General features: G+C 76.0%; 25 protein-coding genes and 1 tRNA gene. 14 read left to right on the forward strand and 12 right to left on the reverse strand.

What is annotated here, in order from left to right:
* Positions 1 to 49: 49 nt before the first annotated feature.
* Positions 50 to 868, forward strand: coding sequence for an alpha/beta fold hydrolase (locus ACI79I_RS03040; protein ID WP_456990795.1), 819 nt, complete (start codon positions 50 to 52; stop codon positions 866 to 868).
* Here ACI79I_RS03040 and ACI79I_RS03045 read toward each other — a convergent pair.
* Positions 865 to 1,254 carry a hypothetical protein gene (locus ACI79I_RS03045; protein ID WP_456990796.1) on the reverse strand — a complete coding sequence of 130 codons (390 nt, stop codon included), beginning with the start codon at positions 1,252 to 1,254 and terminating at the stop codon, positions 865 to 867. The genes ACI79I_RS03040 and ACI79I_RS03045 overlap by 4 nt on opposite strands.
* A gap of 392 nt (positions 1,255 to 1,646) precedes the next feature.
* Here ACI79I_RS03045 and ACI79I_RS03050 point away from each other — a divergent pair, with 392 nt between their 5' ends.
* From ACI79I_RS03050 to ACI79I_RS03065, 4 genes are read left to right on the forward strand one after another with little or no spacing between them, the layout of a single operon-like run.
* Positions 1,647 to 2,225 (forward strand): sigma-70 family RNA polymerase sigma factor, encoded by a 579-nt coding sequence (locus ACI79I_RS03050; protein ID WP_456990797.1) that lies wholly within the window; start codon positions 1,647 to 1,649, stop codon positions 2,223 to 2,225.
* On the forward strand, positions 2,209 to 3,285 hold the full coding sequence (locus tag ACI79I_RS03055) for a hypothetical protein (protein WP_456990798.1): 1,077 nt from the start codon (positions 2,209 to 2,211) through the stop codon (positions 3,283 to 3,285). Before ACI79I_RS03050 ends, ACI79I_RS03055 begins: the two co-directional genes overlap by 17 nt.
* Before the next feature lie 2 nt (positions 3,286 to 3,287).
* Complete coding sequence (locus tag ACI79I_RS03060; RefSeq protein WP_456990799.1) at positions 3,288 to 4,259, forward strand: ABC transporter ATP-binding protein; 972 nt, start codon at positions 3,288 to 3,290, stop codon at positions 4,257 to 4,259.
* Entirely contained in the window at positions 4,256 to 5,095 is an 840-nt protein-coding gene (locus ACI79I_RS03065) for an ABC transporter permease (protein WP_456990800.1), read from the forward strand. Before ACI79I_RS03060 ends, ACI79I_RS03065 begins: the two co-directional genes overlap by 4 nt.
* 17 nt (positions 5,096 to 5,112) lie before the next feature.
* Here the strand turns inward: ACI79I_RS03065 and ACI79I_RS03070 are convergent, their stop codons facing one another.
* Both ACI79I_RS03070 and ACI79I_RS03075 read right to left on the reverse strand, forming a co-directional pair.
* On the reverse strand, positions 5,113 to 6,015 hold the full coding sequence (locus tag ACI79I_RS03070) for an anti-sigma factor RsbA family regulatory protein (RefSeq protein WP_456990801.1): 903 nt from the start codon (positions 6,013 to 6,015) through the stop codon (positions 5,113 to 5,115).
* Positions 6,016 to 6,289: 274 nt separating this feature from the next.
* A tRNA-Arg gene (locus ACI79I_RS03075) sits at positions 6,290 to 6,365 on the reverse strand.
* Between the two features lie 88 nt (positions 6,366 to 6,453).
* Between ACI79I_RS03075 and ACI79I_RS03080 the strand changes: the two genes are divergently transcribed.
* From ACI79I_RS03080 to ACI79I_RS03095, 4 genes are all read left to right on the forward strand, one after another.
* Complete coding sequence (locus tag ACI79I_RS03080; protein WP_456991054.1) at positions 6,454 to 6,903, forward strand: GNAT family N-acetyltransferase; 450 nt, start codon at positions 6,454 to 6,456, stop codon at positions 6,901 to 6,903.
* 37 nt (positions 6,904 to 6,940) lie between these two features.
* Positions 6,941 to 8,305, forward strand: coding sequence for a cryptochrome/photolyase family protein (locus ACI79I_RS03085; protein WP_456990802.1), 1,365 nt, complete (start codon positions 6,941 to 6,943; stop codon positions 8,303 to 8,305).
* Between the two features lie 84 nt (positions 8,306 to 8,389).
* Positions 8,390 to 9,199, forward strand: a complete 810-nt coding sequence (locus tag ACI79I_RS03090; protein ID WP_456990803.1) for an Fpg/Nei family DNA glycosylase — start codon at positions 8,390 to 8,392, stop codon at positions 9,197 to 9,199.
* A gap of 61 nt (positions 9,200 to 9,260) precedes the next feature.
* The gene (locus ACI79I_RS03095; RefSeq protein ID WP_456990804.1) at positions 9,261 to 10,082 is read left to right on the forward strand and encodes a hypothetical protein; all 822 of its coding nucleotides are present in this window, start codon (positions 9,261 to 9,263) and stop codon (positions 10,080 to 10,082) included.
* A 3-nt stretch (positions 10,083 to 10,085) separates the two neighbouring features.
* Here the strand turns inward: ACI79I_RS03095 and ACI79I_RS03100 are convergent, their stop codons facing one another.
* Positions 10,086 to 10,397, reverse strand: a complete 312-nt coding sequence (locus ACI79I_RS03100; RefSeq protein ID WP_456990805.1) for a putative quinol monooxygenase — start codon at positions 10,395 to 10,397, stop codon at positions 10,086 to 10,088.
* A gap of 74 nt (positions 10,398 to 10,471) precedes the next feature.
* Here ACI79I_RS03100 and ACI79I_RS03105 point away from each other — a divergent pair, with 74 nt between their 5' ends.
* Entirely contained in the window at positions 10,472 to 11,881 is a 1,410-nt protein-coding gene (locus ACI79I_RS03105) for an FAD-dependent oxidoreductase (RefSeq protein ID WP_456990806.1), read from the forward strand.
* 45 nt (positions 11,882 to 11,926) lie between these two features.
* Here the strand turns inward: ACI79I_RS03105 and ACI79I_RS03110 are convergent, their stop codons facing one another.
* Positions 11,927 to 13,039 (reverse strand): inositol monophosphatase family protein, encoded by a 1,113-nt coding sequence (locus tag ACI79I_RS03110; protein WP_456990807.1) that lies wholly within the window; start codon positions 13,037 to 13,039, stop codon positions 11,927 to 11,929.
* Positions 13,032 to 15,830, reverse strand: a complete 2,799-nt coding sequence (ppc, locus tag ACI79I_RS03115; protein WP_456990808.1) for a phosphoenolpyruvate carboxylase — start codon at positions 15,828 to 15,830, stop codon at positions 13,032 to 13,034. The genes ACI79I_RS03110 and ppc overlap by 8 nt, the downstream gene beginning before the upstream one ends.
* Positions 15,831 to 15,886: 56 nt before the next feature.
* Here ppc and ACI79I_RS03120 point away from each other — a divergent pair, with 56 nt between their 5' ends.
* The gene (locus ACI79I_RS03120; RefSeq protein WP_456990809.1) at positions 15,887 to 16,816 is read left to right on the forward strand and encodes an SMP-30/gluconolactonase/LRE family protein; all 930 of its coding nucleotides are present in this window, start codon (positions 15,887 to 15,889) and stop codon (positions 16,814 to 16,816) included.
* A 95-nt stretch (positions 16,817 to 16,911) separates the two neighbouring features.
* On the opposite strand, the gene ACI79I_RS03125 is transcribed toward ACI79I_RS03120, so the two are convergent.
* The 4 genes from ACI79I_RS03125 to ACI79I_RS03140 all read right to left on the reverse strand — a co-directional run bounded on the left by ACI79I_RS03125 (position 16,912) and on the right by ACI79I_RS03140 (position 21,065).
* Positions 16,912 to 17,772: a tetratricopeptide repeat protein gene (locus ACI79I_RS03125; protein ID WP_456990810.1), complete on the reverse strand. Its 861-nt coding sequence runs from the start codon at positions 17,770 to 17,772 to the stop codon at positions 16,912 to 16,914.
* Between the two features lie 316 nt (positions 17,773 to 18,088).
* Entirely contained in the window at positions 18,089 to 19,273 is a 1,185-nt protein-coding gene (locus tag ACI79I_RS03130; RefSeq protein WP_456990811.1) for an ABC transporter permease, read from the reverse strand.
* Positions 19,270 to 20,190 carry an ABC transporter ATP-binding protein gene (locus tag ACI79I_RS03135; protein WP_456990812.1) on the reverse strand — a complete coding sequence of 307 codons (921 nt, stop codon included), beginning with the start codon at positions 20,188 to 20,190 and terminating at the stop codon, positions 19,270 to 19,272. The genes ACI79I_RS03130 and ACI79I_RS03135 overlap by 4 nt, the downstream gene beginning before the upstream one ends.
* A 257-nt stretch (positions 20,191 to 20,447) precedes the next feature.
* Positions 20,448 to 21,065 (reverse strand): hypothetical protein, encoded by a 618-nt coding sequence (locus tag ACI79I_RS03140; protein WP_456990813.1) that lies wholly within the window; start codon positions 21,063 to 21,065, stop codon positions 20,448 to 20,450.
* 127 nt (positions 21,066 to 21,192) lie between these two features.
* Between ACI79I_RS03140 and ACI79I_RS03145 the strand changes: the two genes are divergently transcribed.
* A complete protein-coding gene (locus tag ACI79I_RS03145) occupies positions 21,193 to 21,870 on the forward strand; it encodes a UdgX family uracil-DNA binding protein (protein ID WP_456990814.1) in 678 nt (225 codons plus the stop codon).
* Positions 21,871 to 21,901: 31 nt separating this feature from the next.
* On the opposite strand, the gene ACI79I_RS03150 is transcribed toward ACI79I_RS03145, so the two are convergent.
* Both ACI79I_RS03150 and pdxH read right to left on the reverse strand, forming a co-directional pair.
* Complete coding sequence (locus tag ACI79I_RS03150) at positions 21,902 to 23,317, reverse strand: MFS transporter (RefSeq protein ID WP_456990815.1); 1,416 nt, start codon at positions 23,315 to 23,317, stop codon at positions 21,902 to 21,904.
* Positions 23,314 to 23,970 carry a pyridoxamine 5'-phosphate oxidase gene (gene pdxH / locus ACI79I_RS03155; RefSeq protein WP_456990816.1) on the reverse strand — a complete coding sequence of 219 codons (657 nt, stop codon included), beginning with the start codon at positions 23,968 to 23,970 and terminating at the stop codon, positions 23,314 to 23,316. Before pdxH ends, ACI79I_RS03150 begins: the two co-directional genes overlap by 4 nt.
* A 145-nt stretch (positions 23,971 to 24,115) precedes the next feature.
* Here pdxH and ACI79I_RS03160 point away from each other — a divergent pair, with 145 nt between their 5' ends.
* Both ACI79I_RS03160 and serC read left to right on the forward strand, forming a co-directional pair.
* Positions 24,116 to 25,246: a citrate synthase 2 gene (locus ACI79I_RS03160; RefSeq protein ID WP_456990817.1), complete on the forward strand. Its 1,131-nt coding sequence runs from the start codon at positions 24,116 to 24,118 to the stop codon at positions 25,244 to 25,246.
* A 35-nt stretch (positions 25,247 to 25,281) separates the two neighbouring features.
* Positions 25,282 to 26,394, forward strand: a complete 1,113-nt coding sequence (gene serC, locus ACI79I_RS03165; RefSeq protein ID WP_456990818.1) for a phosphoserine transaminase — start codon at positions 25,282 to 25,284, stop codon at positions 26,392 to 26,394.
* Positions 26,395 to 26,532: the final 138 nt, after the last annotated feature.

Below are 26,532 nucleotides of genomic sequence, written 5' to 3' on the forward strand. Positions count from 1 at the left end.
GTGACAGGACTCACGCCACACCCGTTGCCCCGCCGGGTACGACGGAGAAGTGACCTCCCCGCTGTCCCTGACCCGTACCGGCGCCGGTGAGCCCCTCCTCCTGCTGCACGGCATGGGCAGCTCACGCCGTGACTTCACCGCCGTCCTCCCCGCGCTGCGCGAGCGCTTCGACGTGCTCAACGTCGACCTGCCCGGCATCGGGGGGTCGCCGTCCCTCGAGCAGCGCCCCACCGTCGCCGCCATCACCGACGCCGTCGAGCGGACCCTCGACGCGGAGGGTGTCGGGCCGGCGCACGTGCTCGGGAACTCGCTGGGTGCGCGCGTCGCGCTGGAGCTCGCCGTCCGGGGCCGGGCGCGGTCGGTGGTCGCCATCGCGCCGTCCGGCCTCAACGTCCCGCAGGAGCGGGTCGTCCAGGGCATCGGCATGGGGATGGCCCGGGTCGTGGTGCGGACGGTGGAGCCGCTGATCGCCACCGTGTCGCGATCGGCGGTCGGGCGGGCCGCGCTCCTGGCCCCGCTGAAGGCGCGCCCGTGGAGCACCTCACCGGAGGAGGCGATGGGTGCGCGCGAGGGCTTCGGCGAGTCGCGCGACTTCTGGCGCACCGTCCTGTGGGCGCTCCTGCTCGACGTCCCCCGCGGGGTGGACCGCATCGACTGCCCGGTCACGCTCGTGCAGGGCGTGGCCGACTGGGTCGCCTCCGGCCAGACGGTGCGCTACCTGCCGTTCGTCCCCGGCTCCCGCTTCACCCCGCTGCTCATGGCCGGCCACGCGCCGCAGTCCGACCGGCCGGCGACCATCGTGCGACTGGTGGAGCGGACGGCCGAGCGCGCGGCGGCCCGGACGCCGACCCTGCGCGCGGTCGCCTAGCCCCCCTCCCCCGGCGACTCCTCGGCGTTGAGGTAGGCGCAGCGGAACCGCGCGCGGGACATCGCCTCGGTGAAGCGTGCCTCCCACGCGGGGTCGGTCGCCGGGAAGGTGTCGAACACCCGCTCCTCGAGCACCACCGGCAACCCGTCGAGGCCGGTGTAGGAGCGGCGCAGCAGGACCCGCGTCACCCCGTCGACCTCGTCGTGGGCGGCCGTCCAGCGGGCCTGCGCGACCGCCGCGGCGACCTCCGCCCGCGCGCGGGCCGGCAGCCGGGCCGGACCCGCCCCGGTCCGCAGCGCCGGGCGGGTCGACCACACGCCGAGTGCGTAGAGCAGCAGGCCGGCGAGCAGCAGCAGGAGCAGCAGCTCGGCCACCGCGACCACCATGCCCCGACGGTAGTGCGCCGTCCGCCGTCCGGGGGCCTCCGGGGGCCGGAGGGCCGGAGGTCCGGCGGGCGGCGCCCGCACCGTGGCTGGTCGTCCTGGTGGTCGTCTGGGGTGCCGTGACCGCGGGCTCCGTCGCGTTCGCCGTTGCGGCGGGTCGCTGGGGCGACGTCAACCGGGTCTCCGTGGCCGGCTGGGGAGCCGCGGCCGTCGTCGGGTGGCGCCGGCGGACCGGACCCGAGCGCGCGATCCGCGTGAACGGCCCGCGCTCCGACGACCGGGCTCCCGGAGGGCGGTGACCGGAGCCCGGCCGGCCCCGCCGGGCCGGGGTCCCGGTGCATCCTCGACGGGTGTCACATCCGGCGCCCCCGCGGTGCTCTCCCGATGTGGACCTGGTGCGGCACGAGCCCTGGACGGCGCCCGCCCTGGCCGCACCCGCGGTGCGGGGCGGCGCGGCCGAGCGGGCGCACCGGCCGGCCGGGGTCCGGGACGACCTCGAGCAGGTCTTCCGGGCCGAGTACCCGCGGGTGGTCGGCGTGGCCGCCCGGGTGCTCGGGTCGCGGGACCAGGCCGAGGACGTCGCCCAGGAGGTGTTCCTCGCCTTCGGCCGCTCCTCGGTCCCGGCGCGGGAGGCCGGCGGCTGGCTGACCGTGGCCGCCGCCCACACCGCGCTGAACCTGCTGCGGTCCGGCCGGCGCCGCACCGCACGCGAGGAGGTCGCCGGCCGGGAGCCCGCCGTCGTCCCCGACATCGCCGACACGGTGGTCTCCCGCGAGGAGCACAGCCGGGTGCGCGCCGCCCTCGCCCGGCTGCCACGGAAGCAGGCGGTGGTCCTGGTGCTCCGGCACAGCGGCCTCGCCTACGCCGACGTGGCAGCCGCACTCGACATGTCCGTCGGCAGCGTCGGGACCACCGTCCGGCGCGCCGAGTCCGCCCTGCGCAAGGAGCTGATCCCCGATGCGTCATCCGACTGAGGGCGTGCTGCGCCGGTTGCTCGACGAGCCGCACGGCGTCGCCGACGCCGACCGCGCACACGTCGCGACGTGCCCGACCTGCCTGGCCGGCCTGGAGGCGGCCCGCGCCGACGCCCGGACGGCCGGCGCCGCGCTCGGGGGCGCGGCACCGGCCGCGGTCGACGTCGACCGCGCGTGGACCCGGCTGGCCGTCGCCGGCCCCGCGGGAGGGGCGGCCGCCCCGGCCCGCCGCGGCCGGTGGACGACCGCCATCCGCCGGCCGGCGGTCGCGGCGCTCGGGGTCGTCCTGGTCCTGTCGGGCGCGGGGGTGGCCGCGGCCAACGACTGGCTGCCGATCTTCCACACCGAGCGGGTCGCACCGGTCGCCGTCCCCACGACCGACCTGGTCGCGCTGCCCGACCTCTCCGCGTTCGGGGACGTGCAGGTCACCGGTGAGGGCGAGCCCGCGCAGGTGCCCGACGCCGCCGCCGCGGAGGAGCGCACCGGGCTGGCGGTCCCCGAGGTCGGCGAGCTGCCGACCGGGGTGACCGGCGACCCCACCTACCAGGTGGTGGACCAGCTCAGCGCGGTGTTCGCCTTCTCGGCCGAGAAGGCCGCGCAGGCCGCGGCCGCGACCGGGGAGCCCCTCCCGGCCCCGCCGCCGGGACTGGACGGCGCCAGCGTGCGGTTGCAGGCCGGGCCGGCCGCCGCCGCGGTCTGGACCCAGCCCTCGGGCCTGCCGGTCCTGGCGGTCGGGCGGGCGGTCGCGCCGACGGCGTTCTCCGACGGCGTCCCGTTCGAGACGGTGCGCGACTACCTGCTGTCCCTGCCCGGGCTGCCCGCCGGGGTCGCCGACCAGCTGCGGGACTTCACCGAGGACCCGACGACGCTGCCGCTGCCGGTGCCGGCCGACCTGGTCACCACCAGCACGGCCGAGGTCGCCGGGCAGCCGGCGACCGTGCTCGCCTCCCGCGACGGCACCATGGCCGGCGTGGTGTGGGTGGAGGACGGCGTCGTCACCGGGGTGGCCGGTGCCGTGAGCACCGACGAGGTCCTCGCCGTGGCGAACGGCCTGCGCTGACCGTGACCGCCGAGGACACCCGCAGCGCGGCCCAGCTCGTCGCCGAGCTGCCGGCCTCCCCGGCGGTGTGGTGCTCCGGGCTGCGCAAGCGGTACGGCCGCCGGACCGCGGTCGACGGGGTCTCGTTCACCGTCGGCCGCGGCGAGGTGGTCGGCCTGCTCGGTCCCAACGGGGCGGGCAAGACCAGCGTGATCAAGATGCTGCTGGGTCTGGTCCGTCCCGACGCCGGGGAGGTCCTGCTCCTCGGCCGACCGGGGCGCGACCCGCAGTCCCGGCAGCGGGTCGGCTACCTGCCCGAGCTGTTCCGCTACCAGCCGTGGCTCACCGCCGCCGAGGTGCTGACCCTGCACGCCCGCCTGGTGCACGCCCCGGCGGCGGAGTCCGAGGTGCGCGACCGGCTGGCCGCGGTCGGCCTGGACGCGCGGGGCGGGGACCGGGTGGGCGGGTTCTCCAAGGGCATGCAGCAGCGGCTCGGCCTCGCCGTCGCGCTGACCGGGCGACCCGAGCTGGTCGTCCTCGACGAGCCGACCAGCGCGCTGGACCCGATCGGGCGGGCCGACGTCCGCGACGTGGTGCTGTCCCTGAAGGCGCGGGGCGTGGCGGTGCTGCTCAACTCGCACCTGATCGGGGAGGTGGAGCGGGTCTGCGACCGGGTGGTCATCCTGGATGCCGGCCGGGTGGCGGCGTCCGGCACGCTGGCCGAGCTGCTCGGCCGGCGAGAGGTCCGGCTGCACCTCACCGGGGTGGACGGCCGCGCCGAGGCGCGGCTGCGGGCGGCCGGGGAGGTCTCCGGCGGCGGCGACCGGTTCACGGTGGTCCTGCCCCCGGACGACGACGGCGGCGCCGTGCCCGGCCTCGTGGCCGACCTGGTGGCCCTCGGCGTCTCGGTGCACGCGGTCGAGCCGGCGCGGATCAGCCTGGAGGAGCGGCTGCTGGGCATCCTGCGGGCCGGGCACGAGGACGGTGCACCGTGAGTGTGCTGACCATCGCCGGGCTGACCCTGCGCGAGGCCGCCCGCCGGCGGGTGCTGTGGGCGCTCGCGGTCCTCACCGTCGCGCTGCTGGCGCTCAGCGGCTGGGGCTTCTCCCGGCTGGCCGGCCTGGACACCGAGTTCGGCGAGCTCACCTCCGGACAGGCCCGCCTGTTCGCCTCGCAGCTGGTCAACCTGGTGGTGTTCGGGCTGAGCCTGATCGCCGCGCTGGGGACCGCGTTCCTGGCCGGCCCCACCGTCGCCGGTGAGGTCGAGTCCGGCATGGCGCTGGCGGTGCTGGCCCGGCCGGTGCGGCGCACCGCCGTCCTGTTCGGCAAGTGGCTCGGCCTGGTCGTCGTCGGCTGCGGGTACGTGGCGGTGGCCGGGGTGGCCCTGTTCCTCGTCGTCCGCTGGACGGTCGGCTACTGGCCGCCGCAGCCGGTGCAGGGGCTCGCGCTGCTCGCCGGCCAGACGGTCGTGCTGCTCACCCTCGGGCTGCTGCTGTCCACCGTCGTCTCGCCGATGGCCTCCGGGGTGGTCGCGGTCGGCTTGTTCGGTGCCACCTGGGTGGCCGGCGTGGTCGGCAGCGTCGGGCAGGTCGTCGGCAACGAGGGCGTGACCCGGGTGGGCACGGTGTCCCGGGTCCTGCTGCCGACCGACGGGCTGTGGCGGGGGGCGATGCACGCGTTCCAGGACCCGACCCCGCTCGGGCTCGACTTCGCCGGCTCACCCTTCCTCAGCGAGGGACCGCTCACCGTCCCCTACCTGCTGTGGGCGGCGTTCTGGGTGGCCATGGTGTGGGGGCTGACCGCCCTGGTGTTCACCCGCCGCGACGTCTGACGGGGGCGGCCCGCCGGTCAGGGCCAGGCGGTGGACAGCCGCACGCTGACGCCGTCGTCGGCTCGCCGGATGGCCACGTGGTCGCACAGCTGCCGGGCCAGCCACAGGCCCATGCCGCCGTGGGAGAGGTCATCGCCGTGCGCCGGCCCGTAGCCGGCGAACGGGTCGTCCCAGCCGCAGCCGGAGTCGCGGATCGTGCACACCAGCCGGCCGGGGGCGGTCCACAGCCGCAGGCTCGCGGGCCGGGAGCCGTGCCGGACGGCGTTGGAGGCCATCTCGTCGACGGCCATGAGGAAGTCCTCGAGCAGGTCCCGGGGCCCGTCGACGGTGTCGAGGCGGTCACGGACGGCGTGGCGGAGCCTGGTGTAGTCGGTGATGTCGTCGTCGGCCAGGGCCGGCGCGGTGCTCTCCAGCGGCTCCTCGGGCACCGGCAGGGCGCGCAGGTAGGCCGCCGGGTCGACGACGTCGGGGTTGGCCACGCGGCCGCCGGCGGTGACCAGCTGGGGGTGGGTGTGCCGGACCGAGGTCAGGACCGGCTCGGGCAGGGCGGCGTCGAACACGCACAGGCCCCACAGCGGGTACGGCGCGAAGGCGACGTTGACGACCGCCTCGTAGGCCTGCCACTCCCGCCGGTCGGCGGCGGTCGTGCCGAAGTCGGTCTCCCCGACGACTCGGACCCGCCGGCCGGGAGCGGCGTGCTCGGAGGCGAACCCGCGGAAGGCCGTGATGGCCGTGGGGGTCCGGGCCCGGTAGAGGGCGTGCCGGTCGACCACGAGCACCCGCGGGTCGGCGCCGACCGCCTCACGCAGGAGGCCGGCGGTCCGGGGACCGGTCGCGATCACCGCGGCGTCCCCGGCGGCCAGGCCGTCGAGGAGGAACGGCGCGGCCACCGCGGTCAACTCCTCGGCCGAGGAGTACACCAGGCCGTCGTGCCGGAACCCCGGTGTCGCGCCTCCTGCACCGGCGCCGGGGCCGGATCGCGCAGGGTCCCTGCGATCCACTGCTCCGCCCCCCGTGCTGCCGGTCGTCCGCGATGCGGGCCGATGTCGGTCTCGGTACCCCCGCACTCTCCGGTGTACCCCATCCCGGCGCTCCATGCCGCTGCCCCGCGCCCGCGGGGACGAGGGTCGTGGGCCCCGACGAGGGCCGTCGGCGATCCGTGCAGGGGTGCAGCGCGACCCGGCCCGCGCCCGGTGGTGGCCCCGAGAGGATTCGAACCTCCGACACACGGTTTAGGAAACCGTTGCTCTATCCCCTGAGCTACGGGGCCGTGACGGACCCGGAGCACGCAGCCCGGACGCCGCACCCATCCTGGCACGCCGCCGTCCCGGCCCGCGGAGGGCGCCCGGACGGCCGGGATCCGGCACCCGGGACACACCGGTTCCCCCGGCGAGGCGAAACCCGGGAGGGCTGCGAGGCGTTACCGTTCCAGTACGCATGTCGAACCCCGGCAACGGCGCCGGGGCGAGCGGAGGTGGAGCACGAGCATGGAGACGAGCGTGGTCGACGTCCCCGATCGGGGGCGGTTCGAGGTGCGGCTCGGCGACCAGGTGGTCGGCCTGGCGAGCTACCACGTCGAGAACGGCACCATGGCGCTGCCGCACACCGAGGTGGATCCCTCCGTCGGCGGTCGGGGGATCGGCAAGGTCCTGGTGAAGGGTGTCCTCGACGCCGCGCGGGAGCGCGGCCTGCACGTGCTCCCCTACTGCTCGTTCGTCCGGCACTACATCCAGCGGCACCCCGAGGAGCTCGACCTGGTCGCCGAGGCCGACCGGCCGCACTTCGGCCTGGAGACCGCCGACCGCTGACCTGCGGGCCGGCCGGTCCCTCCCTACGCTGGCGCGGGTGCCCACCGCCCTGCTGTGGTTCCGCCGCGACCTGCGGCTGGCCGACCACCCGGCACTGCTGGCGGCGATCGAGTCGGCCGGTCCCGACGGCGCCGTCCTGCCGCTGTTCGTCGTCGACCCGCGGCTGTGGGGTCCCTCGGGGCGGCCGCGCCGCCGCTTCCTGCTCGACTGCCTCGCCGACCTCGGCGCTGCGGTCGACGGTGCCCTGGTGCTGCGCTCGGGGGACCCGGCCCGCGTCGTCCCGCAGCTGGTGCGTGAGGTGGGCGCGGACAGCGTGCACGTCTCGGCCGACGCCGGTCCCTACGGCCGGCAGCGCGACGCCGCGGTCGAGCGGGCGCTCGGCGAGGTCCCGCTGGTGCGCACCGGCTCGCCCTACGCGGTGACGCCGGGCCGGGTCACGAAGTCCGACGGGACGCCGTTCCGCGTCTTCTCCCCCTTCGCCCGCGCCTGGCGCGAGCACGGGTGGCGCGCTCCGGCGCCGCGGCCGCAGTCGGTCCCGTGGGCTGTCGGCATCGCCTCCGAGGCCCCGCCGGAGGCCCCCGACCTGGACGGCGTCCGGCTGCCCCCGGCCGGTGAGGCGGCCGCCCGCGACGCCTGGCGACGCTTCCGCGCGGAGCGGCTGGAGGACTACGAGCGGACGCGCAACACCCCGGGCACCGACGGCACCAGCCGGCTGTCGGCGTACCTGAAGTACGGCTGCGTGCACCCGCGGACGCTGCTGGCCGACCTCGGGGGCCTCGACTCGCAGGCCGCCGACCGGTTCCGCACCGAGCTGGCCTGGCGGGACTTCTACGCCGACGTCCTGTGGCACCGCCCGGACTCCGCCCGCGAGCCGCTGGACGAGAGCATGCGGGCGATGACCTACGACTCCGGCCCGGACGCCGACGCGCGGTTCACCGCGTGGACGGAGGGCCGCACCGGCTACCCGATCGTCGACGCCGGGATGCGCCAGCTGGCCGGCGAGGCCTACGTGCACAACCGGGTCCGGATGATCGTGGCGTCCTTCCTGGTCAAGGACCTGCACGTGGACTGGCGGCGCGGCGCCCGGTACTTCCTGCAGCACCTGGTCGACGGCGACCTGGCCAGCAACAACCACGGCTGGCAGTGGGTGGCCGGCACCGGCACGGACGCCTCGCCCTACCACCGGGTCTTCAACCCGGTCCGGCAGGGCAGGGAGTTCGACCCCGACGGCGACTACGTGCGCCGCTGGGTGCCCGAGCTGCGCGACGTCCCGGCCCGGTACGTGCACGAGCCGTGGACGGCCCCGGACGGCGTCCCCGAGGGGTACCCGCTGCCGGTCGTCGACCACGCCGAGGAGCGCCGGGTCGCCCTCGATCGCTACGCCCGCGTCCGCGGCCGCTGACGCGCGGCGCCCCCGTCGCGGCCTCGTCGTGGCGGGGCCGCAGGTCACGGGGGAAGCTGGAGGGCGTGACCTGCCGAGCCGCCCGTGCCTGAGGGCCACACCCTGTTCCGGCTCGCCCGGGACCAGTCGCTCGCCTTCGCCGGCCGCCCGGTGCACGTCACCAGCCCGCAGGGCCGCTTCGCCCAGGGCGCGGCGCTGCTCGACGGGCGGGTGCTCGACGAGGTGACCTCCTACGGCAAGCACCTGTTCGCCTGCTTCGGCGGCGACACCCTGCACGTGCACCTCGGGCTGTACGGCAGCTACACGGCCGGCACCGGCACGCCGCCACCGGCGAGGGGCGCGCTGCGGATGCGGTGGGTCGGGGACGGTCCCGACGGCGGCGGGGTGTGGACCGACCTGCGCGGTGCGACCGCCTGCGAGGTGATCACCACCGCGGAGGTCGACGGCATCCTCGCCCGGCTGGGCCCGGACCCGCTGCGGTCACCCCGTGGCGGGGCGACGGCGCACCGGCGGATCGCCGGCAGCCGCACCGCGGTGGGCGCGCTGCTCATGGACCAGTCGGTGCTGGCCGGCGTCGGCAACGTCTACCGCGCCGAGATCCTGTTCCGGCACCGGGTGTCGCCGTTCCGTCCCGGCAGGGACGTCGACGCCGAGCTGTGGGCGCGGATGTGGTCGGACCTGGTGGTGCTCATGCGCGCCGGGGTCCGGATGGGGCGGATCGTGACCACCCGGCCGGAGGACCGCACCCGCAAGCGGGGTGCGGTCACGCGGGAGGACGCCCACTACGTGTACCGCCGCACCGGCCTGCCCTGCCGCATCTGCGGCACGGAGGTGCGCACCCAGGAGATGGTCGGCCGCAACCTGCACTGGTGCCCGGTCTGCCAGGCCGTCTGACCGGTCGGCACCGCTGCGCGGACGGGTGACCAGCGGCAGTGCCGCCGGTACCGTTCCCAGGATGGCGAGCACGCTGCGCGCCCTCGCGGGAGCCGTGCTCGCGTGCGCCTTCCTCGTGGTCGGGCTGCCGACGGCGGCAGCCTCGACCGACGACCAGGCCGGCGTCGGCTACGACGTCTCGCACCCGCAGTGCGGGCGGGACCTGCCCGAGCACTTCCCCTTCGCGATCGTGGGGGTCAACGGCGGCGTGGCCACCCGCCCCAACCCCTGCCTGGCCGAGCAGCTGGAGTGGGCCGCGACGGCGACCGGCGAGGTGCGCGGCCAGCCGGCGGTGCAGCTCTACGTCAACACCGCCAACCCCGGCGAGGTCCTCGACCAGGTGCACACCTGGCCGTTCAGCGGCCAGACGCCCTACGGGAGCTGCGAGGGCGACAACAGCCGGGCCTGCTCGTGGCAGTACGGCTGGCTGCGGGCCTACGTCGACGTCGAGGCGTTCTTCGCCCCGGCCGCCGAGGAGGCGGGGATCGACCCCCACCCGGGCGCCCACCGCTGGTGGCTCGACGTGGAGACGATGAACACCTGGCAGTCGGGATCGCCGGAGGCCCTCGCCCGCAACCGGGCGTCGCTGGAGGGGATGACGGCGTACCTGACCGGCCGGGGCGCGGAGGTGGGCCTGTACTCCACCGGCCGGCAGTGGGGCCGGATCGCCGGAGAGGTCCCCGAGGACACCCCGCTGTACGACCTGGACAGCTGGCTGGCCGGCTCGACGTCCCGGGAGCACGCGCAGGCGACCTGCCGGCGGCCGCCGCTGACCGACGGCGGCGAGGTGGTCCTCACCCAGTACGTCGACTCCGCGCTGGACCACGACGTCGCCTGCGGCTGAGCCCTACAGCGCACCCTTGGCGTCGTCCCCGGCCGGGACGGCGCTGAGGACCTGCAGCTCCGGCTCGCCGGTGAGCTTGCCCTCCAGCGCCCGGCTGAGCGCGGTGAACGCCTCGCCCTTGCCGTGGGCGGCCAGCGCCTCGGGGCTCTCCCACTGCTCGATCATCACCAGGCGGTCGTCCCGCCCCTCGTGGAGCGCGTAGCGCTGGCAGCCCGGCTCGTCGTGGACCTGCGGGATCGCGGCCAGGACCGCCTCCCGGACGGCGGCGCGGTGCTCGCGCTGGGGGTTGATGGTCGCGACGACGACGACGGCCACGGGTGCGCTCCTGGGGTCGGGGAGGGGACGGATGTCCTGGTGCATTCCCACCCGACGGGGTCAGGATGCCTCTCGTGTCGGTCGACGAAGACCCCGGTCCCCCGTCCCCCGCGCCGCCCCTGCGGGTGGCCGTCGTCGGCGCAGGCCCGGCCGGCATCTACGCCGCCGAGGCGCTGACCCGGCAGGAGGACGTGCCGGTCACCGTCGACCTGATCGACCGGCTGCCCACCCCGTTCGGCCTGGTGCGGCACGGCATCGCGCCGGACCACCCGAAGATGCGGGCCATCCGCGACACCCTGCACCGCGCGCTGGACCACCCCGCGGTTCGCTTCGTCGGCAACGTCGAGATCGGCCGGGACATCTCCTGCGCCGACCTCTCCGGCGCCGTGGACGCGGTCATCTACACCTACGGCGCCGCGCTGGACCGCCACCTGGCCATCCCCGGCGAGGAGCTGCCGGGCAGCCTCGCCGCCACCGACCTGGTCGCCTGGTACACCGGCCACCCCGACGCCGACCGGGCGACGGTCGAGGCCGCGCTGGCCCGGGCGCGGTCGGCCGTCGTGGTGGGGGTGGGCAACGTGGCCCTCGACGTGGCGCGCGTGCTCGCCCGCACCCCGGCCGAGCTCGAGCCGACCGACATGCCCCAGCACGTGCTCGACGCGCTCGCCGCGGCGCCGGTGCAGGAGGTCACCATCCTCGGCCGCCGCGGCCCGGCGAACGCCACCTTCACCACCCAGGAGCTGCGCGAGCTCGACGAGCTGGCACAGGCCACGGTGCTGGTCGACCCGGCCGACCTCGAGCTCGACCCGGCCGCGCAGGAGCGGGCCGACGCCGACCGGGTGGTGCACCGCAACCTCGCCGTCCTGCACGAGTGGGCGCAGCACACGCTCGAGCCGGGCCGGACACCGATCCGGCTGCGCTTCTACGCCCGGCCGGTGCGGCTGCTCGGCGAGGACCGCGTGACCGCCGTCGAGGTGGAGCGCACCGTCGTCGACGCCGACGGCCGGGTCACCGGCACCGGGGAGACCAGCCTGCTCCCGGCCGACCTGGTGGTCCGCTCGGTGGGGTACCGCGGCAACGGGCTGCCGCAGCTGCCGCTCGACGAGCGCCGCGGCGTCGTGCCCAACGAGGCGGGCCGGGTGCTGCGCGACGGGGCGCCCGCCCCCGGCGAGTACGTGGCCGGGTGGATCAAGCGCGGCCCCACCGGGGTCGTCGGCACCAACAAGCACGACGCCCGCGAGACCGTCGCCGCGCTGCTGGAGGACGTCGCCTCCGGTGTCCTGCGCCCGGGCGGCGGCGGGGCCGACGACCTGGTGTCGGAGTTGCGGGCCCGCGGCGCCGACCCGGTGCTGCTCGCGGACTGGCGGGCCATCGACGCCGCGGAGGTCGCGCTCGGCGCCACCCGCGGGCGGGCCCGCACCACGCTGCACGACTGGGAGTCGCTCATGGCCGCGGTGCGGGAGGCGGCCGCCCGGGTCGACTGACGCCGGGGCGGCCCGGTGCCCACCCGCTCGTCGACCGGGCCGCGCTCAGCCCATGGTCCGGACCAGCTCCGCGGCATCCTCCGCGGTGCCGGCCGCGACGAAGCGGATGAGGGCGTCGGTGTCCGGGCGGAGTCGGACCGGCGCGCCGTCGGCGGTCAGCGCCACGCCCCCGGCCGCGGTGAGCACCGCCAGCGCGCCGGCCACGTCGTGCACGTGGGTGCCGCTGCGGTCGAGGTCGTGCCACGCCCCCGCCGACCCGTCGGCCACCAGGCACAGCTCGACCGCGGTGCAGCCGGTGACCCGCACCCGCCGGGCGCCGGGCGGCACGGTGACCACCGCCCCGGGCGGGGCACTGGGGACGACGACCGTGCCCCCGGCCCGCGGCCGCACCGGCACCCCGTCGCGCACCGCCCCCTGACCGCCCGCGCCGGCCCAGCGCCGGCCCGAGGAGAGGTCGACGACGAGCCCGGCCACCGGCTGCCCGTCCTGGACCAGCCCCGCCGAGAACGCCCACGGCGGCAGGCCCGCCCGGAAGTTGCCGGTGCCGTCCAGCGGGTCGAGGACGACCCACGGCGCGGTCGGGTCGACCGGCCGGTCCGGCCGCTCCTCGCTCAGCAGCGGAACCCCGAGGGCACCGAGCACGCCGACGGCGGCCACGTGCGCGGCCTCGTCGGCGGCCAGGGACGGGCTCCCGTCGGCCTTGACGCGGTCCCCGCCCTCCTCGCGGGCGAGCGCGACGGCGGTCTCGACGCGGGTGGCGGCCAGCGCCGCCAGGTGCAGGAACCGTTCGGCGGACGAGGCGGTGGACGGCGGCTCGGGAACGGGCACCACACCGCGGCCACCGGGGCGGTCGCGCACCCGCTCGCAGCCCCAGCCGGCCGCGGTGGCGAGCACCGCCGGGGCGTCGGGCGCGAGGCCGGCCGAGGCGAGCACCACGGCCTCCGGCGTCCCCTCGACGGTCCACTGCCGGCGCAGCAGCACCGCCGCGCCGTCGCCGTCGGCGAGGACCCGGTAGGCCGGGTCGCTGACCGCGGGGGCGAGGGCGGCGGGTGCGAGCCCGAGGGCCGACGCCGCCGCCACGAGCTCGGGGCCGCCGGTGGCCGGGCGCGGTCGTCCGTCGGCCGGCGCGGCAGCGCGGGCGGGCAGGAGGTCAGCCACTGTTGCGCAGCGCGGTGGCGATGCCGTTGATGGTCAGCTGGATGTTGCGGCGGACCAGCTCGTCGTCGTCCCCGCCCCGACGCCGCCGCAGCATCTCCACCTGCAGGTGGTGCAGCGGCTCCAGGTAGGGGAACCGGTTGCGGATCGAGCGGGCGAGCGCCGGGTTGTCGGCCAGCAGGTGGTCGTCGCCGGTGACCGCCAGCAGCATCCGGCAGCTGCGCTCGTGCTCGGCGGTGACCTGGTCGAACACCCGGTGCCGCAGTTCCTCGTCGGACACCAGCTCGGCGTAGCGGGCGGCCAGCCCCAGGTCGGTCTTGGCCAGCACCATGCCCATGTTGGACAGCATCGTGCGGAAGAACGGCCAGCGCTCGTGCAGCTCCCGCAGGCGGGCCAGCCGGGCGTCGTCGCCGGCCACCCAGGACTCGAGCGCGGTGCCGGTGCCGTACCAGCCGGGCAGCATGATGCGCGCCTGCGACCAGCTGAACACCCACGGGATCGCGCGCAGGTCGGCGATGGAGTCGCCGGCCTTGCGCGAGGGCGGCCGGCTGCCGATGTTGAGCTCGGCGAGCTCGCCGATCGGCGTGGCCGCCCGGAACCACTCGACGAAGCCGGGCGTCTCGTGCACCAGCCCGCGGTAGGCGGCCCGGGCGCGCTCGGCCAGGTCGTCGAGGAGCGTGTACGCGTCCTCCGCCAGGTCGCCCAGGCCCTCGACGTCGAGCAGGGTCGCCTCCAGCGTGGCCGCCACCATCGCCTCGAGGTTGCGCCGGGCGCGGTCGGGCTCGGCGTACTTGGCGGCGATCACCTCGCCCTGCTCGGTGATGCGCAGGGCCCCCGCGACCGCCCCCGGCGGCTGGGCCCGGATCGCGTCGTAGCTCGGGCCGCCGCCCCGGCCCACGGTGCCGCCGCGACCGTGGAACAGCCGCAGCCGGATGCCCTCGGTCCGGGCGAGCTCCACCAGTGCCAGCTCGGCCCGGTACAGCGCCCAGTTGGCGGCGAGGTAACCGCCGTCCTTGTTGCTGTCGGAGTAACCGAGCATGACCTCCTGCACGTCGCCGCGGTTGGCCAGCAGGGCCCGGTAGAGCGGCTGGTCGAGGACGGCGCGCATCGTCCCGGCGGCGCGCTGGAGGTCCTCGATCGTCTCGAACAGCGGCGAGATGCCCACCGGGCAGGTGGGCCCGTCCTCCCCGTCGGGGTCGAGCAGGCCGACCTCCTTGAGCAGGACGGCGACCTCGAGGACGTCGCTCACCGACTCGCACATGCTGATCACGTAGTTCGGGATGGCCCGCGGACCCAGGGCCACCACCTGCGCGGCGGCGGCGCGGAGCAGGTCGAGCTCCCCGTTGGCCAGGTCGGAGAGCTCCGCGTCCGGCCGGACCAGCGGACGGCGCATCCGCAGCTCACCGATCAGGAGCGCGACCCGCTCGTCCTCCGCCAGCGCCGCGTAGTCGGGGCACACGCCCGCCCAGGCCAGCAGCTCGCCGAGCACCTCCTCGTGCACCGCGGAGTTCTGCCGCATGTCCAGCCCGCACAGGTGGAAGCCGAACACCTCCACGCCCTCGCGCAGCCGCGCCAGCCGGTCGTCGGCGAGCGCGCCGGCCCCGTGGGTGCGCAGCGACGCGTCGATGGTGGCCAGGTCGGCCAGCAGCTCGTCGGGGGTCTGGTAGGGCTCGAGCTGGGCGTGCGGCGGCGGCCCGGGAACGGTGCCGAGCACCCGCTGCGCGGTGGCGGCCAGGCGGGCGTGGATGCCGTAGGTGGCGCGCCGGTAGGGCTCGTCGGCGCGGAAGCGCGAGTCGTCGCGCGAGGCCTCGGCGAGGTGGTACAGCGCCGGGGTGGGGGTCACCAGCCGGTCGGACATCGACAGCTCGTCGTGCAGCACGAGCAGCTCGGCGAGGTGGTGGCCCAGCGCCGTCTCGGCCTGCCGGGTGCTGGCCCGGCGGACGGCGTCGGCGGTGACGAACGGGTTGCCGTCGCGGTCCCCGCCGATCCAGGAGCCGGGCAGGAGCATCGGCCGGGGCAGCAGGTCGGCCCCGGGCCAGCGCTCGCGCAACGCCCGGCGCAGCTCCGCGTTGATCGCCGGGATCACCTCGAACAGCGACAGCTCGTAGTAGCGCAGCGCCTCGTCGATCTCGTCGGCCAGCCGCAGCCGGGACAACCGCAGCAGCGCCGTCTGCCAGAGGGTGAGCACCGCCCGCTGCAGCTCCGCCGCCCACTCCCGGTCCTCGGCCTCCCCGGGAGCCGAGCGGTCGCGGCGGCGGATCAGCTCGGTGACCTGGCGCTGCACGCGGAACACCGTCCGGCGCCGCACCTCGGTCGGGTGCGCGGTGACCACCGGGCAGACCAGCGCGCCGTCGAGCTCCCGGGCGACGACGTCCGGGTCGAGGTGCTCGGCGTCCAGCAGCGCGAAGGTGGCGGCCAGGCTGCCCTTCTGCGGCGGCGAGCCCTCGCGCCGGTGGAAGCGCCGCCGGCGCTCGTGGTGGATGTCCTCGGCCAGGTTGGCCAGCAGGGAGAAGTGGCTGAACGCGCGGATCACGTGGTTGGCCGACCGGACGTCGAGGTCACCGAGCCGCCCGGCCAGCTCGGCCCGGTCGACCTCCGAGCGGCGCACGCGGAACGCCTCGACGCGGGTGGACTCGACGAGGGCGAGGACGTCGTCCCCGGACTGCTCGCCGATCACCTCTCCGAGGACGCGGCCGAGCAGCCGGATGTCCTCGCGCAGCGGGGCGTCAGTGGCGTCCTCCTCGGCTGCCCCGTGGTGGCGCAGGTCGGCGACGTCGACGGTGGCTTCCGACACCGGTGCAGTATCGACCGGCCGTGTGACGGGTGCGTGTCCTGGGGACTCCCCCCTTCGTGCAACGCCTCCCCGCCTCCCCCGCCGCCCCGCCCGCCGCCGAGCACGGGGAGGGCCCCACCTGGGACGACGACCGGGGTGAGCTGCTCTGGGTGGACATCTCCGCGGGGACGGTGCGGCGGGCCACCGTCGCCGAGGACGGCACGCTCACCGAGGTCGCCGCGCACCGCGGGGGACGCACCGTCGGCGCCGTCGTCCCGGCGGCGGACGGCGGCTGGCTGCTGGCCGCGGACGGCGGCTTCACGCACCTGTCCGAGGACGGCACCGCACGCGTGCTGGTCACCCTCGCCGGGGAGGGCGGCAGCCCCGAGGACGGCGGCACCCGGATGAACGACGCCGCCTGCGACCGGGCCGGGCGCTTCCTCGCCGGGACCATGGCCTTCGACCAGCGGCCCGGTGCCGGCGCGCTGTACCGCCTGGACCTCGACGGGACGGTCACCACGGTGCTCGACGGGCTGACCGTCTCCAACGGCATCGGCTGGTCCCCCGACGACCGCACCGTCTACCTCGCCGACTCCGGGCCCGGCGTGGTGCACGCCTTCGACCACGACCCCGCCACCGGGGCGTTCACCAACGGCCGGGTGCTGCTCGAGTTCTCCGGCGAGGACGGCGTGGCCGACGGCCTGACCGTCGACGACGAGGGGTGCATCTGGACCGCGCTGTGGGGCGGCGGGCAGGTGCGCCGGTGGTCCCCGGAGGGCGACCTGCTGGCGGTCGTCCACGTGCCGGTGCGCCAGACCTCCAGCTGCGCCTTCGCCGGTCCGGGCCGCGACCTGCTGGTGATCAGCACCTCCACGGAGGGGATGGACGACGCCGCCCGGGCGGCCGAGCCGGACGCCGGCCGGCTGTTCACGGCCCGGCCCGGGGTCACCGGCCCGCCGGCGTTCCCCTACCGCGGCCCGCTCGGCGGCCTCCGCCAGGTCGTCTGACCGCCGCCTGCGGCACTCGCCCCCACCCGCGAGATCGGCACAGTGGCGCCCGTCGCGGTTCTGATGGCCTCCACTGTGCAGATCTCGCAGGTCCGTCAGCAGCCGTCGAGGTCGCGCAGCGCCTGCGCCGCGAGGTCGTCCCCGTCGGCGGCTCCCAGCCGCAGGTGCTCGACGGCCCCGTCGAGGTCGCCCCGCTCGGCCAGCAGCACCGCCAGGTTGTGGTGGCAGTACGTGTCGCCGGCCGCGATGCCCGCCCGGTAGGCCTCCTCGGCGGCCTCCTCGTCGTGCAGCTCGTCGGCGTAGAGGTTGCCCAGCGGCAGCCAGGCCTGGGCCTCGCCCAGTTTCGCCCCCCGCTCCAGGACGAACCGCGCCTCGGCGGGCCGGCCGGTCTCGCGCAGGAGGTGGGCGAGGGCCACGCGGGTGCCGGGGTAGTGCGCCTGCCCGGCGCGCAGGTCCGCCTCGAGGGCCGGGTCCTGGGTCTCCCGCCACCGCCAGCCGGCGACGACCGCGGCGGCCACCGCGTCACCGCTCACGGCCACCTCGACCGCCACCTCGAGCGCCTGGACCCGCTCCCCCTGCTCGTGCAGCAGGAAGGCCAGCTGCAGCGCCCCCTGGGGGTCTCCGGCCGCGCCGGCACCCTGGTAGGCCCGCATGGCCCCGGCGAGGTCGCCGAGCTCCTCGAGCACCAGCCCGAGGTTGACCCAGGCGTCGCGCTCACCGCCGGCGAGGGCGTGCTCGTAGGCCTGCGCGGCCTCCTCGACCTGGCCGCGCGCGGCCAGCGAGTTGCCCAGGTTGAACCAGCCCAGCGGGGCGCCGAGCTCGGCCGCGCGGCGGAAGCAGCGTTCGGCGTCCCGGTCCCGCCCGGCCTCGGCCAGGTCGCAGCCCAGCTCGATGATCACGTCGGCGTCCCGGCAGGCGCGCAGCCGCCGGAGGCGCCCGTCGAGGTCCTTCCCCATGCCGGCGATCATGGCGGCGGCCGGCGGCGGCGTCGTCCCCCGACCGTGGCGTCTCACCCCTCGGAGGCGGTGCGCCGGGTCACCCCCGCGGCCTCGTCGGTCCCGGAGGGGATGCCCTCTGCGACGTCCTCCTCGCGGACGAACTGGCCGGCCGGGTCGAACGCCGCGGGGTCAGGTCGCCGATGACCTGCAGCGCCTCGACGAGCACCTCCCGCCGCACGTCGGCCGGCGGCCAGCCCGCACCGACGACGTGCCCGCTGCCCGCCCAGCGCCCGGCCCCGCGCGTGCGAGGCCGGGCCCTGGAGGAGGTCCTCCCTCAGGCGCCCTCGGCCCGCAGGGCCTCCCGGATCCTGGTCTTGCCGCTCGTGCGCAGCAGCGCGCCGGCGTACACCCGGCCGCCGAGCCGGACGATCAGCGCGATCGCCACCAGCATGAGGACGACGGCCAGCGCGACCTCCCAGGCCGCGACCTCGCCCGCCGCCTGCCGCACCGGCATCACCGTCGGCGAGAGCCCCGGCACGTAGGAGGTCACCGTGGCCAGCGTGCTGCTCGGGTCGCCGGCGGCCTGGATGGCCACGATGAACCCGACCACCAGCAGGATCGTCGTCGGCGTGAGCACGCTGCCGAGGTCCTCCTGCCGGCTGACCAGGGACGCCGCCACGGCGAAGACCGATGCGTAGAAGGCGTACCCGAGGACGAACCACGCCACGACGGTGACCACGGTGCTGATCAGGTCGCCGGGGACGGTGACGATGTCGAAGGCCAGCGCCGCGGCCACACCGACGACGCCGATGACGACGATCTGGCCGAGCCCCAGCACGCCCAGGCCCAGGATCTTGCCGGCCAGCAGCTGCCAGGGGCGCATGGTGGCCAGCAGCAGCTCCACCACCCGGCTGGACTTCTCCTCGACCACGCCCTGGGCGACGAACTGCCCGAAGAGGATCAGCAGGCCGTAGAGGACCCCGACGCCGATGATCGCGACGACCACCGCCTGGCCGTCGTCCTCGCTGCCCTCGAGCGGGGTGACCGCGACCTGGGGCAACGTCTGCAGGTCGACGCCGGCCTCGAGCAGCCGGTCGGAGATGCCCACGCTGTTGACCGCGCTGGTGACGACGGCCTCCATGGTCGCGTCGCGCTCGCGCACGATCAGCTGCGGGTCGGTGCCGGCGCCCTCGACCAGCGCGCCGTCGACCTCGTCGTCCTCGACCGCGGCCCGGGCCGCGGCCTCGTCGGCGTACTCGACGACCTCGACGTCCACGCCGACCGCCTCGCCCTGGGCCTGGACGGCGGGGCCGAGCCGGTCGCCGTCACCGACGATGCCCAGACGCCCCTCGTTGCCGCCGGAGCTGACCGCGACGTTGAAGGCGATGGCACCCAGCAGCAGGACGATGATGACGATCGAGCTGATGATGAAGTTCTTGTCGCGGATGCGACTGCTGATCTCGCGGCCGGCGACCAGCCGCACCAGGGCGGCGCTCGACGGCGTGCGCGGCTCGCTCACGCGGCCACCTCCTCGCGCGCGGGGGCCGGATCGGCCACGGCCCCGCGGAAGAGCTCGACCAGGGTCGGCTCCCGCCAGGCGAAGTGGGTGACCCGGCCGGTGCGCAGTGCGGCGGCGAGCACGGCCTGGTCGTCGGTGCCGCCGTCCAGTTCGAGCAGCGTGTCCCCGGCCTGCTGGGAGGCCACGCGCACCCCCGGCAGCACGGACGCCCAGCCCTGCGGCGCGTCGGGCACGACCACCCGGAGCAGGCGGCCGGCCTCCCGCCGGCGCAGCTCGGCGACCGTGCCCGAGGCGACGATGTGCCCGCGGGCGAGGATCCCGACCGCGTCGCACAGGCGCTCCACCAGGTCGAGCTGGTGGCTGGAGAAGACGACCGGGACGCCGTCGCGGACCTGCTCGAGCAGCGCCTCGGCGAGGGCGTCGACGCCGACGGGGTCCAGGCCGGAGAAGGGCTCGTCCAGGATGAGCACCTCGGGCCGGCTGACCAGCGCCGCGGCCAGCTGGACCCGCTGCTGGTTGCCCAGTGACAGCTTCTCCACCTGGTCGCGGCGCCGGGCGCCCAGCCCCAGCCGCTCGGCCCAGTGCTCGGCGGCGCGGCCGGCCGCGGCGGCGTCCAGCCCGTGCAGCCGGGCGAAGTAGGCCAGCTGCTCGCCGACCCGCATCTTCGGGTAGAGCCCGCGCTCCTCGGGCATGTAGCCGATCCGCCGGCGCACCGCCTGGTCCAGCGGGCGGCCCCGCCACCGGACCTCGCCGGCGTCGGCGCGGGCCAGGCCCATGGCGATCCGCATCGTGGTCGTCTTGCCCGCGCCGTTGGCCCCGCAGAACCCGAACATCGAGCCCGGTGCGACGGTGAACGACACCCCCTCGAGCACCCGGTGGGACCCGTAGGTCTTGACCAGGCCGTCGAACTCCAGCACCGCACTCCCCAGGACGTCGTCTACCGGTGGTCACCGAAACTATCGGCCGGACCCCGGCAGACCTGGAGGCGGTTCAGAAGACCTCCGCCGGTGGAGCTCCCGGTAGGTCGCGAGGAACGTGCGGGCGATGGCAAGGGACTCCGAGCGCTCGCCGCGGGGCGAGGACGAGATGTGCAGCAGTTGGGTCATCACGAGCTCCTGGGACGTCGGGACCGCGGCGGGCTGCCGCGACGTCCCGGACCCTCCGCACCCGGCTGTCACGGTGCTGTCGGGCCCGTGACAGCCGCCACCGGCTGGACGACGCTGCCCACGATGCCGGCCGGGTGGAAGACGACCAGCGCCGCGGCGAGGACGACGCCGGGCACGCGCAGTGCCGGGCTGCTGCGGCCGATCCCCGCCCCCAGCAGCACCGCCCCGACCGTCCAGGCCACGAACGCCACCGCGGCGGTGGTGAACAGCTCCGGGCCGTAGACGTCGGCGTCCACGGCCTCGATGCCCTCGACGCCGGCGGTGGCGGCCCGGCCGATGGCCGGCTGGGCGAACGCCGCCACCCCGAACACGGCCGTGTTGAGGACGGTGGCCAGCACGGTGGCGGCGGCACCGGCGAGGGTCCGGCCGGGCCGGCCGCTCGGCCGCGCGGCCAGCAGGGCCGCGCTCGCCGTCCCCACGATGCCGACCGCCGCGCCGAGGATGCTGGCGCCGAGGTGGCTGGGCAGGAACGCCGGCCCGGTGACGTACTCGGCGTAGCCGGCGAAGTCGGTGCGCGGGTCGGGCTGGTGGGTCAGGGTGCCCACGGCGAGCAGCGCGGTGGACACGGGCAGGGCCCACGTCCCGGCGGTGAGCGCCCGCCGGACGGGGTCGGTGCGGATGGTCACGCGGAGGTCCTCTCCAGCAGGGCGCCCGGTCGGGCGCCGGCGAGGGTCACCGTCCGCGGGCCGCTGTCACGGGGCTGTCATGCGCCCGGGCCCTGCGGTTCCGGCCCGACTGCTGTGGAATCGGGCCATGAGCCAGGAGAACGTCCCCGCGCAGCCGCCGACCGGGGTCGGGCTGGAGGGCCTGCGCTCGGCCGCCGCCGGGTGCACGGCGTGCGAGCTGTGGCAGGGCACCACGCAGACGGTCTTCGGGGAGGGGCCGGAGACCGCGCGCATCGTGTTCGTCGGCGAGCAGCCCGGCGACCAGGAGGACCGGAAGGGCGAGCCGTTCGTCGGCCCGGCCGGACGGCTGCTGGACAAGGCGCTCGCCGAGGCCGGCATCGACCGCCGTGACGCCTACGTCACCAACGCCGTCAAGCACTTCCGGTTCACGCAGAAGGGCAAGCGGCGGATCCACCAGACCCCGGGCCCGGAGCACCTGCGCGCCTGCCGCCCGTGGCTGGAGGCCGAGTTCGCCGTCCTCCAGCCGGAGGTGGTCGTCTGCCTCGGCGCGACGGCGGCCAAGGCGCTGATCTCGCCGTCCTTCCGCATCACCAAGGACCGCGGCCAGCTCCTCCCCTGGACGGCACCCGGCGTGGCCGCCGCCGAGGGAGAGCCGGCCGACGACGACGAGGACGCCCCGCACCAGACCTGGATGCTGGCCACCACGCACCCCTCGGCGGTCCTGCGGACACCCGACGAGGCCCGGGACGCCGCCTACGCCGCCCTCGTCGCCGACCTCCGCGTGGTCGCCGGCGCGCTCGCCTGACCCCTGTCCGAGCGGGTCCGGAGGGGACCGGTCATGGAGCAGCCGGTCCGGGCCGGTCCTCGCCGCTCTCGGGGGCGGGCGAGGCCGGCCGGGCCCCGCCCGCCGGGACCGTCGCGTACGTCGACCGCGAGGCCCGGAAGTGCCAGAACGAGGGCACGACCAGGGCCACGAGCAGCATCGCGACGACGACCACGACGCCGCCGGAGACCATCGCGGCGCTCACCCCGGCCGCGCTCGCGATCGCCCCCGCGCGGAGGTCGCCCAGGCGGGGGCCGCCGGTGACGACGACGATGAACACGCCCTGCATCCGGCCGCGCATGTGGTCGGGCGCGGCCAGCTGCAGCATCGACGAGCGCAGGACGGCGCTGACCATGTCGCCCGCGCCGGCGACCGCGAGGCACAGCACCGCGAGCCACAGCGTCGGGGCGAACCCGAAGCCGATGATCGCCACGCCCCAGACGGCGACCGCCCCCAGCACGACCGCGCCCTGCCGGTCGACCCGCGTCACCCACCCGGAGGTCAGGCCCATGACCAGCGCACCGATGGAGACGCCGGCGAACAACCAGCCCAGGCTGTTGGGCGAGCCGGCGTAGCGGCCCTCCGACAGCTCCGGGAACACCGCCTGCGGCCAGGCGAAGAGCATCGCGATGACGTCGACGACGAAGGTCATGAGCAGCACCGGCTGCGTCCGGAGGAAGGCGAACCCCTCCCCCACCCCGCGCACGGCCGCGCCCAGCCGCAGCGGGCCGGCGTCCCGCCCCGGGGGCAGGTGCGGCAGCCCGCGCAGGAGGAGCACGGCGACCAGGAAGCCCAGGGCGTCGACGGCGTAGGTGAGGAACAGCTCCCCGAAGCCGATCAGCACACCGGCCAGCAGCGGCCCGGCGATGACCCCGACCTGACGCACCGTCATCGCCAGCGCGTTGGCCGCGGGCACCCCCTCCGGCCCCACCAGCGCCGGGATGACCGCGCTGCGGGCCGGCTGGTTGACGGCGGTGAACCCGGACACGCAGGCGGTGAGCACCCACAGCAGCCAGAGGTTGCCCCCGCCGGGCAGCAGGGCCTGGACCGCGAGCAGCGCGCTGGTCACCGCCGACCCCGCGCCGGTGACCAGCATCAGCCGGCGCCGGTCCATCGCGTCGGCGATCGCGCCGCCGAGCAGGCCGAAGACGATCAGCGGCACCAGGGCCACCATCGACGTCACGCCCACCAGCAGGGAGGAGCCGGTGAGGTCGTAGACCTGGTACGGGACGGCGACCAGCGTCATCTGCTGGCCCATCATCGTCGCCGCGACACCCCAGAACAGCCGCCGGTAGTGCGGGTTGCGCAGCGGGGTGGTGTCGATGGCCCAGCCGCGGCGGCTCCTCGGCTCGACCGGCACCGGCTCCTCGACCGGGCCGCCGCCCTCCACGGGGTCGACCGGCGACGGGCCGCTCCCGGGGCCGCTCACGGGGCGAGCCGCTGGACCACCCAGCCGCCCCCCTCCTCGTCGTCGCGCACGAAGCGGAGCCGGTCGTGCAGCCGGTCGGCCCCGCCCTGCCAGAACTCCACGCGCTCGGGCACCACCCGGTACCCGCCCCAGACCTCCGGCCGCGGCAGCCCACCCTCCGCGCTCTCGGCGTCCAGCCGGCGCAGCCGCTCCTCCAGCTCCTCGCGGGAGTCCACGACGGTCGACTGGATCGAGGCGACCGCGGCCAGCTGGGCACCGCGCGGCCGCGGGTCCCACAGGTCGTCGGAGGCGGCGCTCCCGATGCGCTCCACCCGGCCGGTCACCCGCACCTGGCGCTGCAGGGCGTGCCACGGGAAGACCAGCGCCGCCCGCGGGTTCACCGCGATCTGGGCGCCCTTCGCCGACGCGTAGCTGGTGCCGAAGACGAAGCCGTACTCGTCGTAGCCCTTGACCAGCACGATGCGCGCGTCGGGGGCGCCGTCGGCGTCCGCGGTCGCCACCACGACCGCGTTGGGCTCGGGCAGCTCGGCGGCGACGGCGTCGGCGAACCAGCGGTCGAACTGCTCCACCCACGTCGGGGCGAGGTCGGACTCGCGCAGTCCCCGGGTTTCGTAGTCCCTGCGCATGCGGGAGAGGTCGGGCACGGGGCCCATGCTGTCACTGGCCGTCCCCACCGGCGCGCACACCGCGAGCCCCCGCCCCGGCTGTCCTGGGCGTGTCGGCACGGCCTAGGGTCTGCTCGTAGTCGTGTGCCCATCCCGATGGGTCACGAGTCCCGCGCGCAGAGGAGCATGCGAGATGGCCGACGACTTCAAGCCGGGGCTGGAGGGCGTCATCGCCTTCGAGACCGAGATCGCCGAACCGGACAAGGACGGCGGCGCGCTCCGCTACCGCGGCGTCGACATCGAGGACCTCGTCGGCAAGGTCACCTTCGGCAACGTGTGGGCGCTGCTGGTCGACGGCAAGTTCGGCCCCGGCCTGCCGCCGGCCGAGCCGTTCCCGATCCCGGTGCACACCGGTGACGTCCGGGTCGACGTGCAGGCCGCGCTGGCCATGCTGACCCCGATCTGGGGCTACAAGCCGCTGCTGGACATCAGCGCCGAGGAGGCACGCGACGAGCTGGCCCGCGCCGCGGTCATGGCGCTGTCCTACGTCGCGCAGTCCGCGCGCGGCATCGGCGTCCCCGCCGTTCCGCAGAAGCGCATCGACGAGGCCTCGACGATCGTCGAGCGGTTCATGGTCCGCTGGCGCGGGGAGCCCGACCCCCGGCACGTCGCCGCCGTCGACGCCTACTGGACGTCGGCCGCCGAGCACGGCATGAACGCCTCCACCTTCACCGCCCGGGTCATCGCCTCGACCGGCGCGGACGTCGCCGCCGCCCTCTCCGGCGCGATCGGGGCCATGTCCGGCCCGCTGCACGGCGGCGCCCCCTCCCGCGTGCTGCACATGCTCGACGGCGTGGAGCAGAGCGGCGACGCCGAGCGGTACGTCAAGGACCTCCTCGACCGCCACGAGCGGCTCATGGGCTTCGGCCACCGCGTCTACCGCGCCGAGGACCCGCGCGCCCGCGTGCTGCGCCGGGCCGCCCAGGAGCTGGGCGCCCCCCGGTTCGACGCCGCCCTCGCGCTGGAGCAGGCCGCGCTCAAGGAGCTGCGCGAGCGCCGTCCCGACCGGCCGATCGAGACGAACGTGGAGTTCTGGGCGGCCATCGTCCTGGACTTCGCCGAGGTGCCCAGCCACATGTTCACCTCGATGTTCACCTGTGCCCGCACCGCCGGCTGGTGCGCTCACATCCTCGAGCAGAAGAACACCGGCCGTCTGGTGCGCCCCTCGGCGCGCTACGTCGGCCCGGCCCCGCGCCGGCCCGACGAGGTCGAGGGCTGGGACACCATCCGCACCAAGGCCGTCGACCAGGCCGCGCCGGCCTGACAGAGGACCCCGACCCCGAGAGGCACTCCCCCCGGATGAGCATCACCATCCCCGCCGACCTGCTGCCGGCCGACGGCCGGTTCGGCTGTGGTCCGTCGAAGGTCCGCCCCGAGGCGCTCCAGGCACTCGCCGACAGCGGCGCCACCCTCATGGGGACCTCCCACCGCCAGGCGCCGGTCAAGGGCCTGGTCCGCCAGGTGCGTGAGGGGCTGACCCAGCTGTTCGACCTGCCCGACGGCTACGAGGTCGTGCTCGGCAACGGCGGGACGACGGCGTTCTGGGACGCGGCGATCATCGGGCTCATCCGGGAGCGCAGCGCGCACGGCACCTACGGCGAGTTCTCGGCCAAGTTCGCCTCCGGGGTGGCCGAGGCGCCCTTCCTCGCCGACCCGGTGATCGCGAAGGCCGACCCCGGGTCGCTGGCGCTGCCGAAGGCGGCCGACGGCGTCGACGTCTACGCGTGGGCGCACAACGAGACCTCGACCGGCGTGATGGCCCCGGTGCAGCGGCCCGCGGGCGCCGACGACGCACTGGTGCTCATCGACGCCACCAGCGCCGCCGGGGGGCTGCCGGTCGACGTCTCGCAGACCGACGTCTACTACTTCGCCCCGCAGAAGAACTTCGGCGGGGACGGCGGGCTGTGGGTCGCGCTGATGTCCGCCGACGCCCTGGCGCGGGTGGCCGAGATCAAGGCCTCGGGCCGCTGGGTCCCCGGGTTCCTCGACCTGTCGATCGCCATCGACAACTCCGGCAAGGACCAGACCTACAACACCCCCGCCGTGGCGACGCTGTTCCTGCTGGCCGACCAGATCCGCTGGCTGCTGTCCCTGGGCGGGCTCTCCGGCGCCGTGGCCCGGACGCAGGAGTCCTCGCGCCGGCTGTACGGCTGGGCCGAGCAGTCGGAGTTCGCGACGCCGTTCGTCGCGGACCCCGACGAGCGCTCCTTCGTCGTCGGGACGATCGACTTCGCCGAGTCCGTCGACGCCGCGCAGGTCGCGAAGGTGCTGCGGGCCAACGGCGTCGTCGACGTCGAGCCCTACCGGAAGCTGGGCCGCAACCAGCTGCGGGTGGGCATGTTCCCGGCCGTCGACCCGGACGACGTCAGTGCGCTGACCGCCTGCATCGACTTCGTCGTCGGCGAGCTCTGAGGGGACCCTGTCGCAGCGGAGTGCAACGGTACGGGTCTCCTGCGCTCCTGCACTCCGCTGGGAGTGGCGTAGTCGCGCCACGCCGGGCGAGCCTGCCGACGGGTCCCCGCGCGCGCGGATAGCCTCGTGCACCGGAGC

Source organism: Geodermatophilus sp. SYSU D01105, from assembly GCF_054050095.1.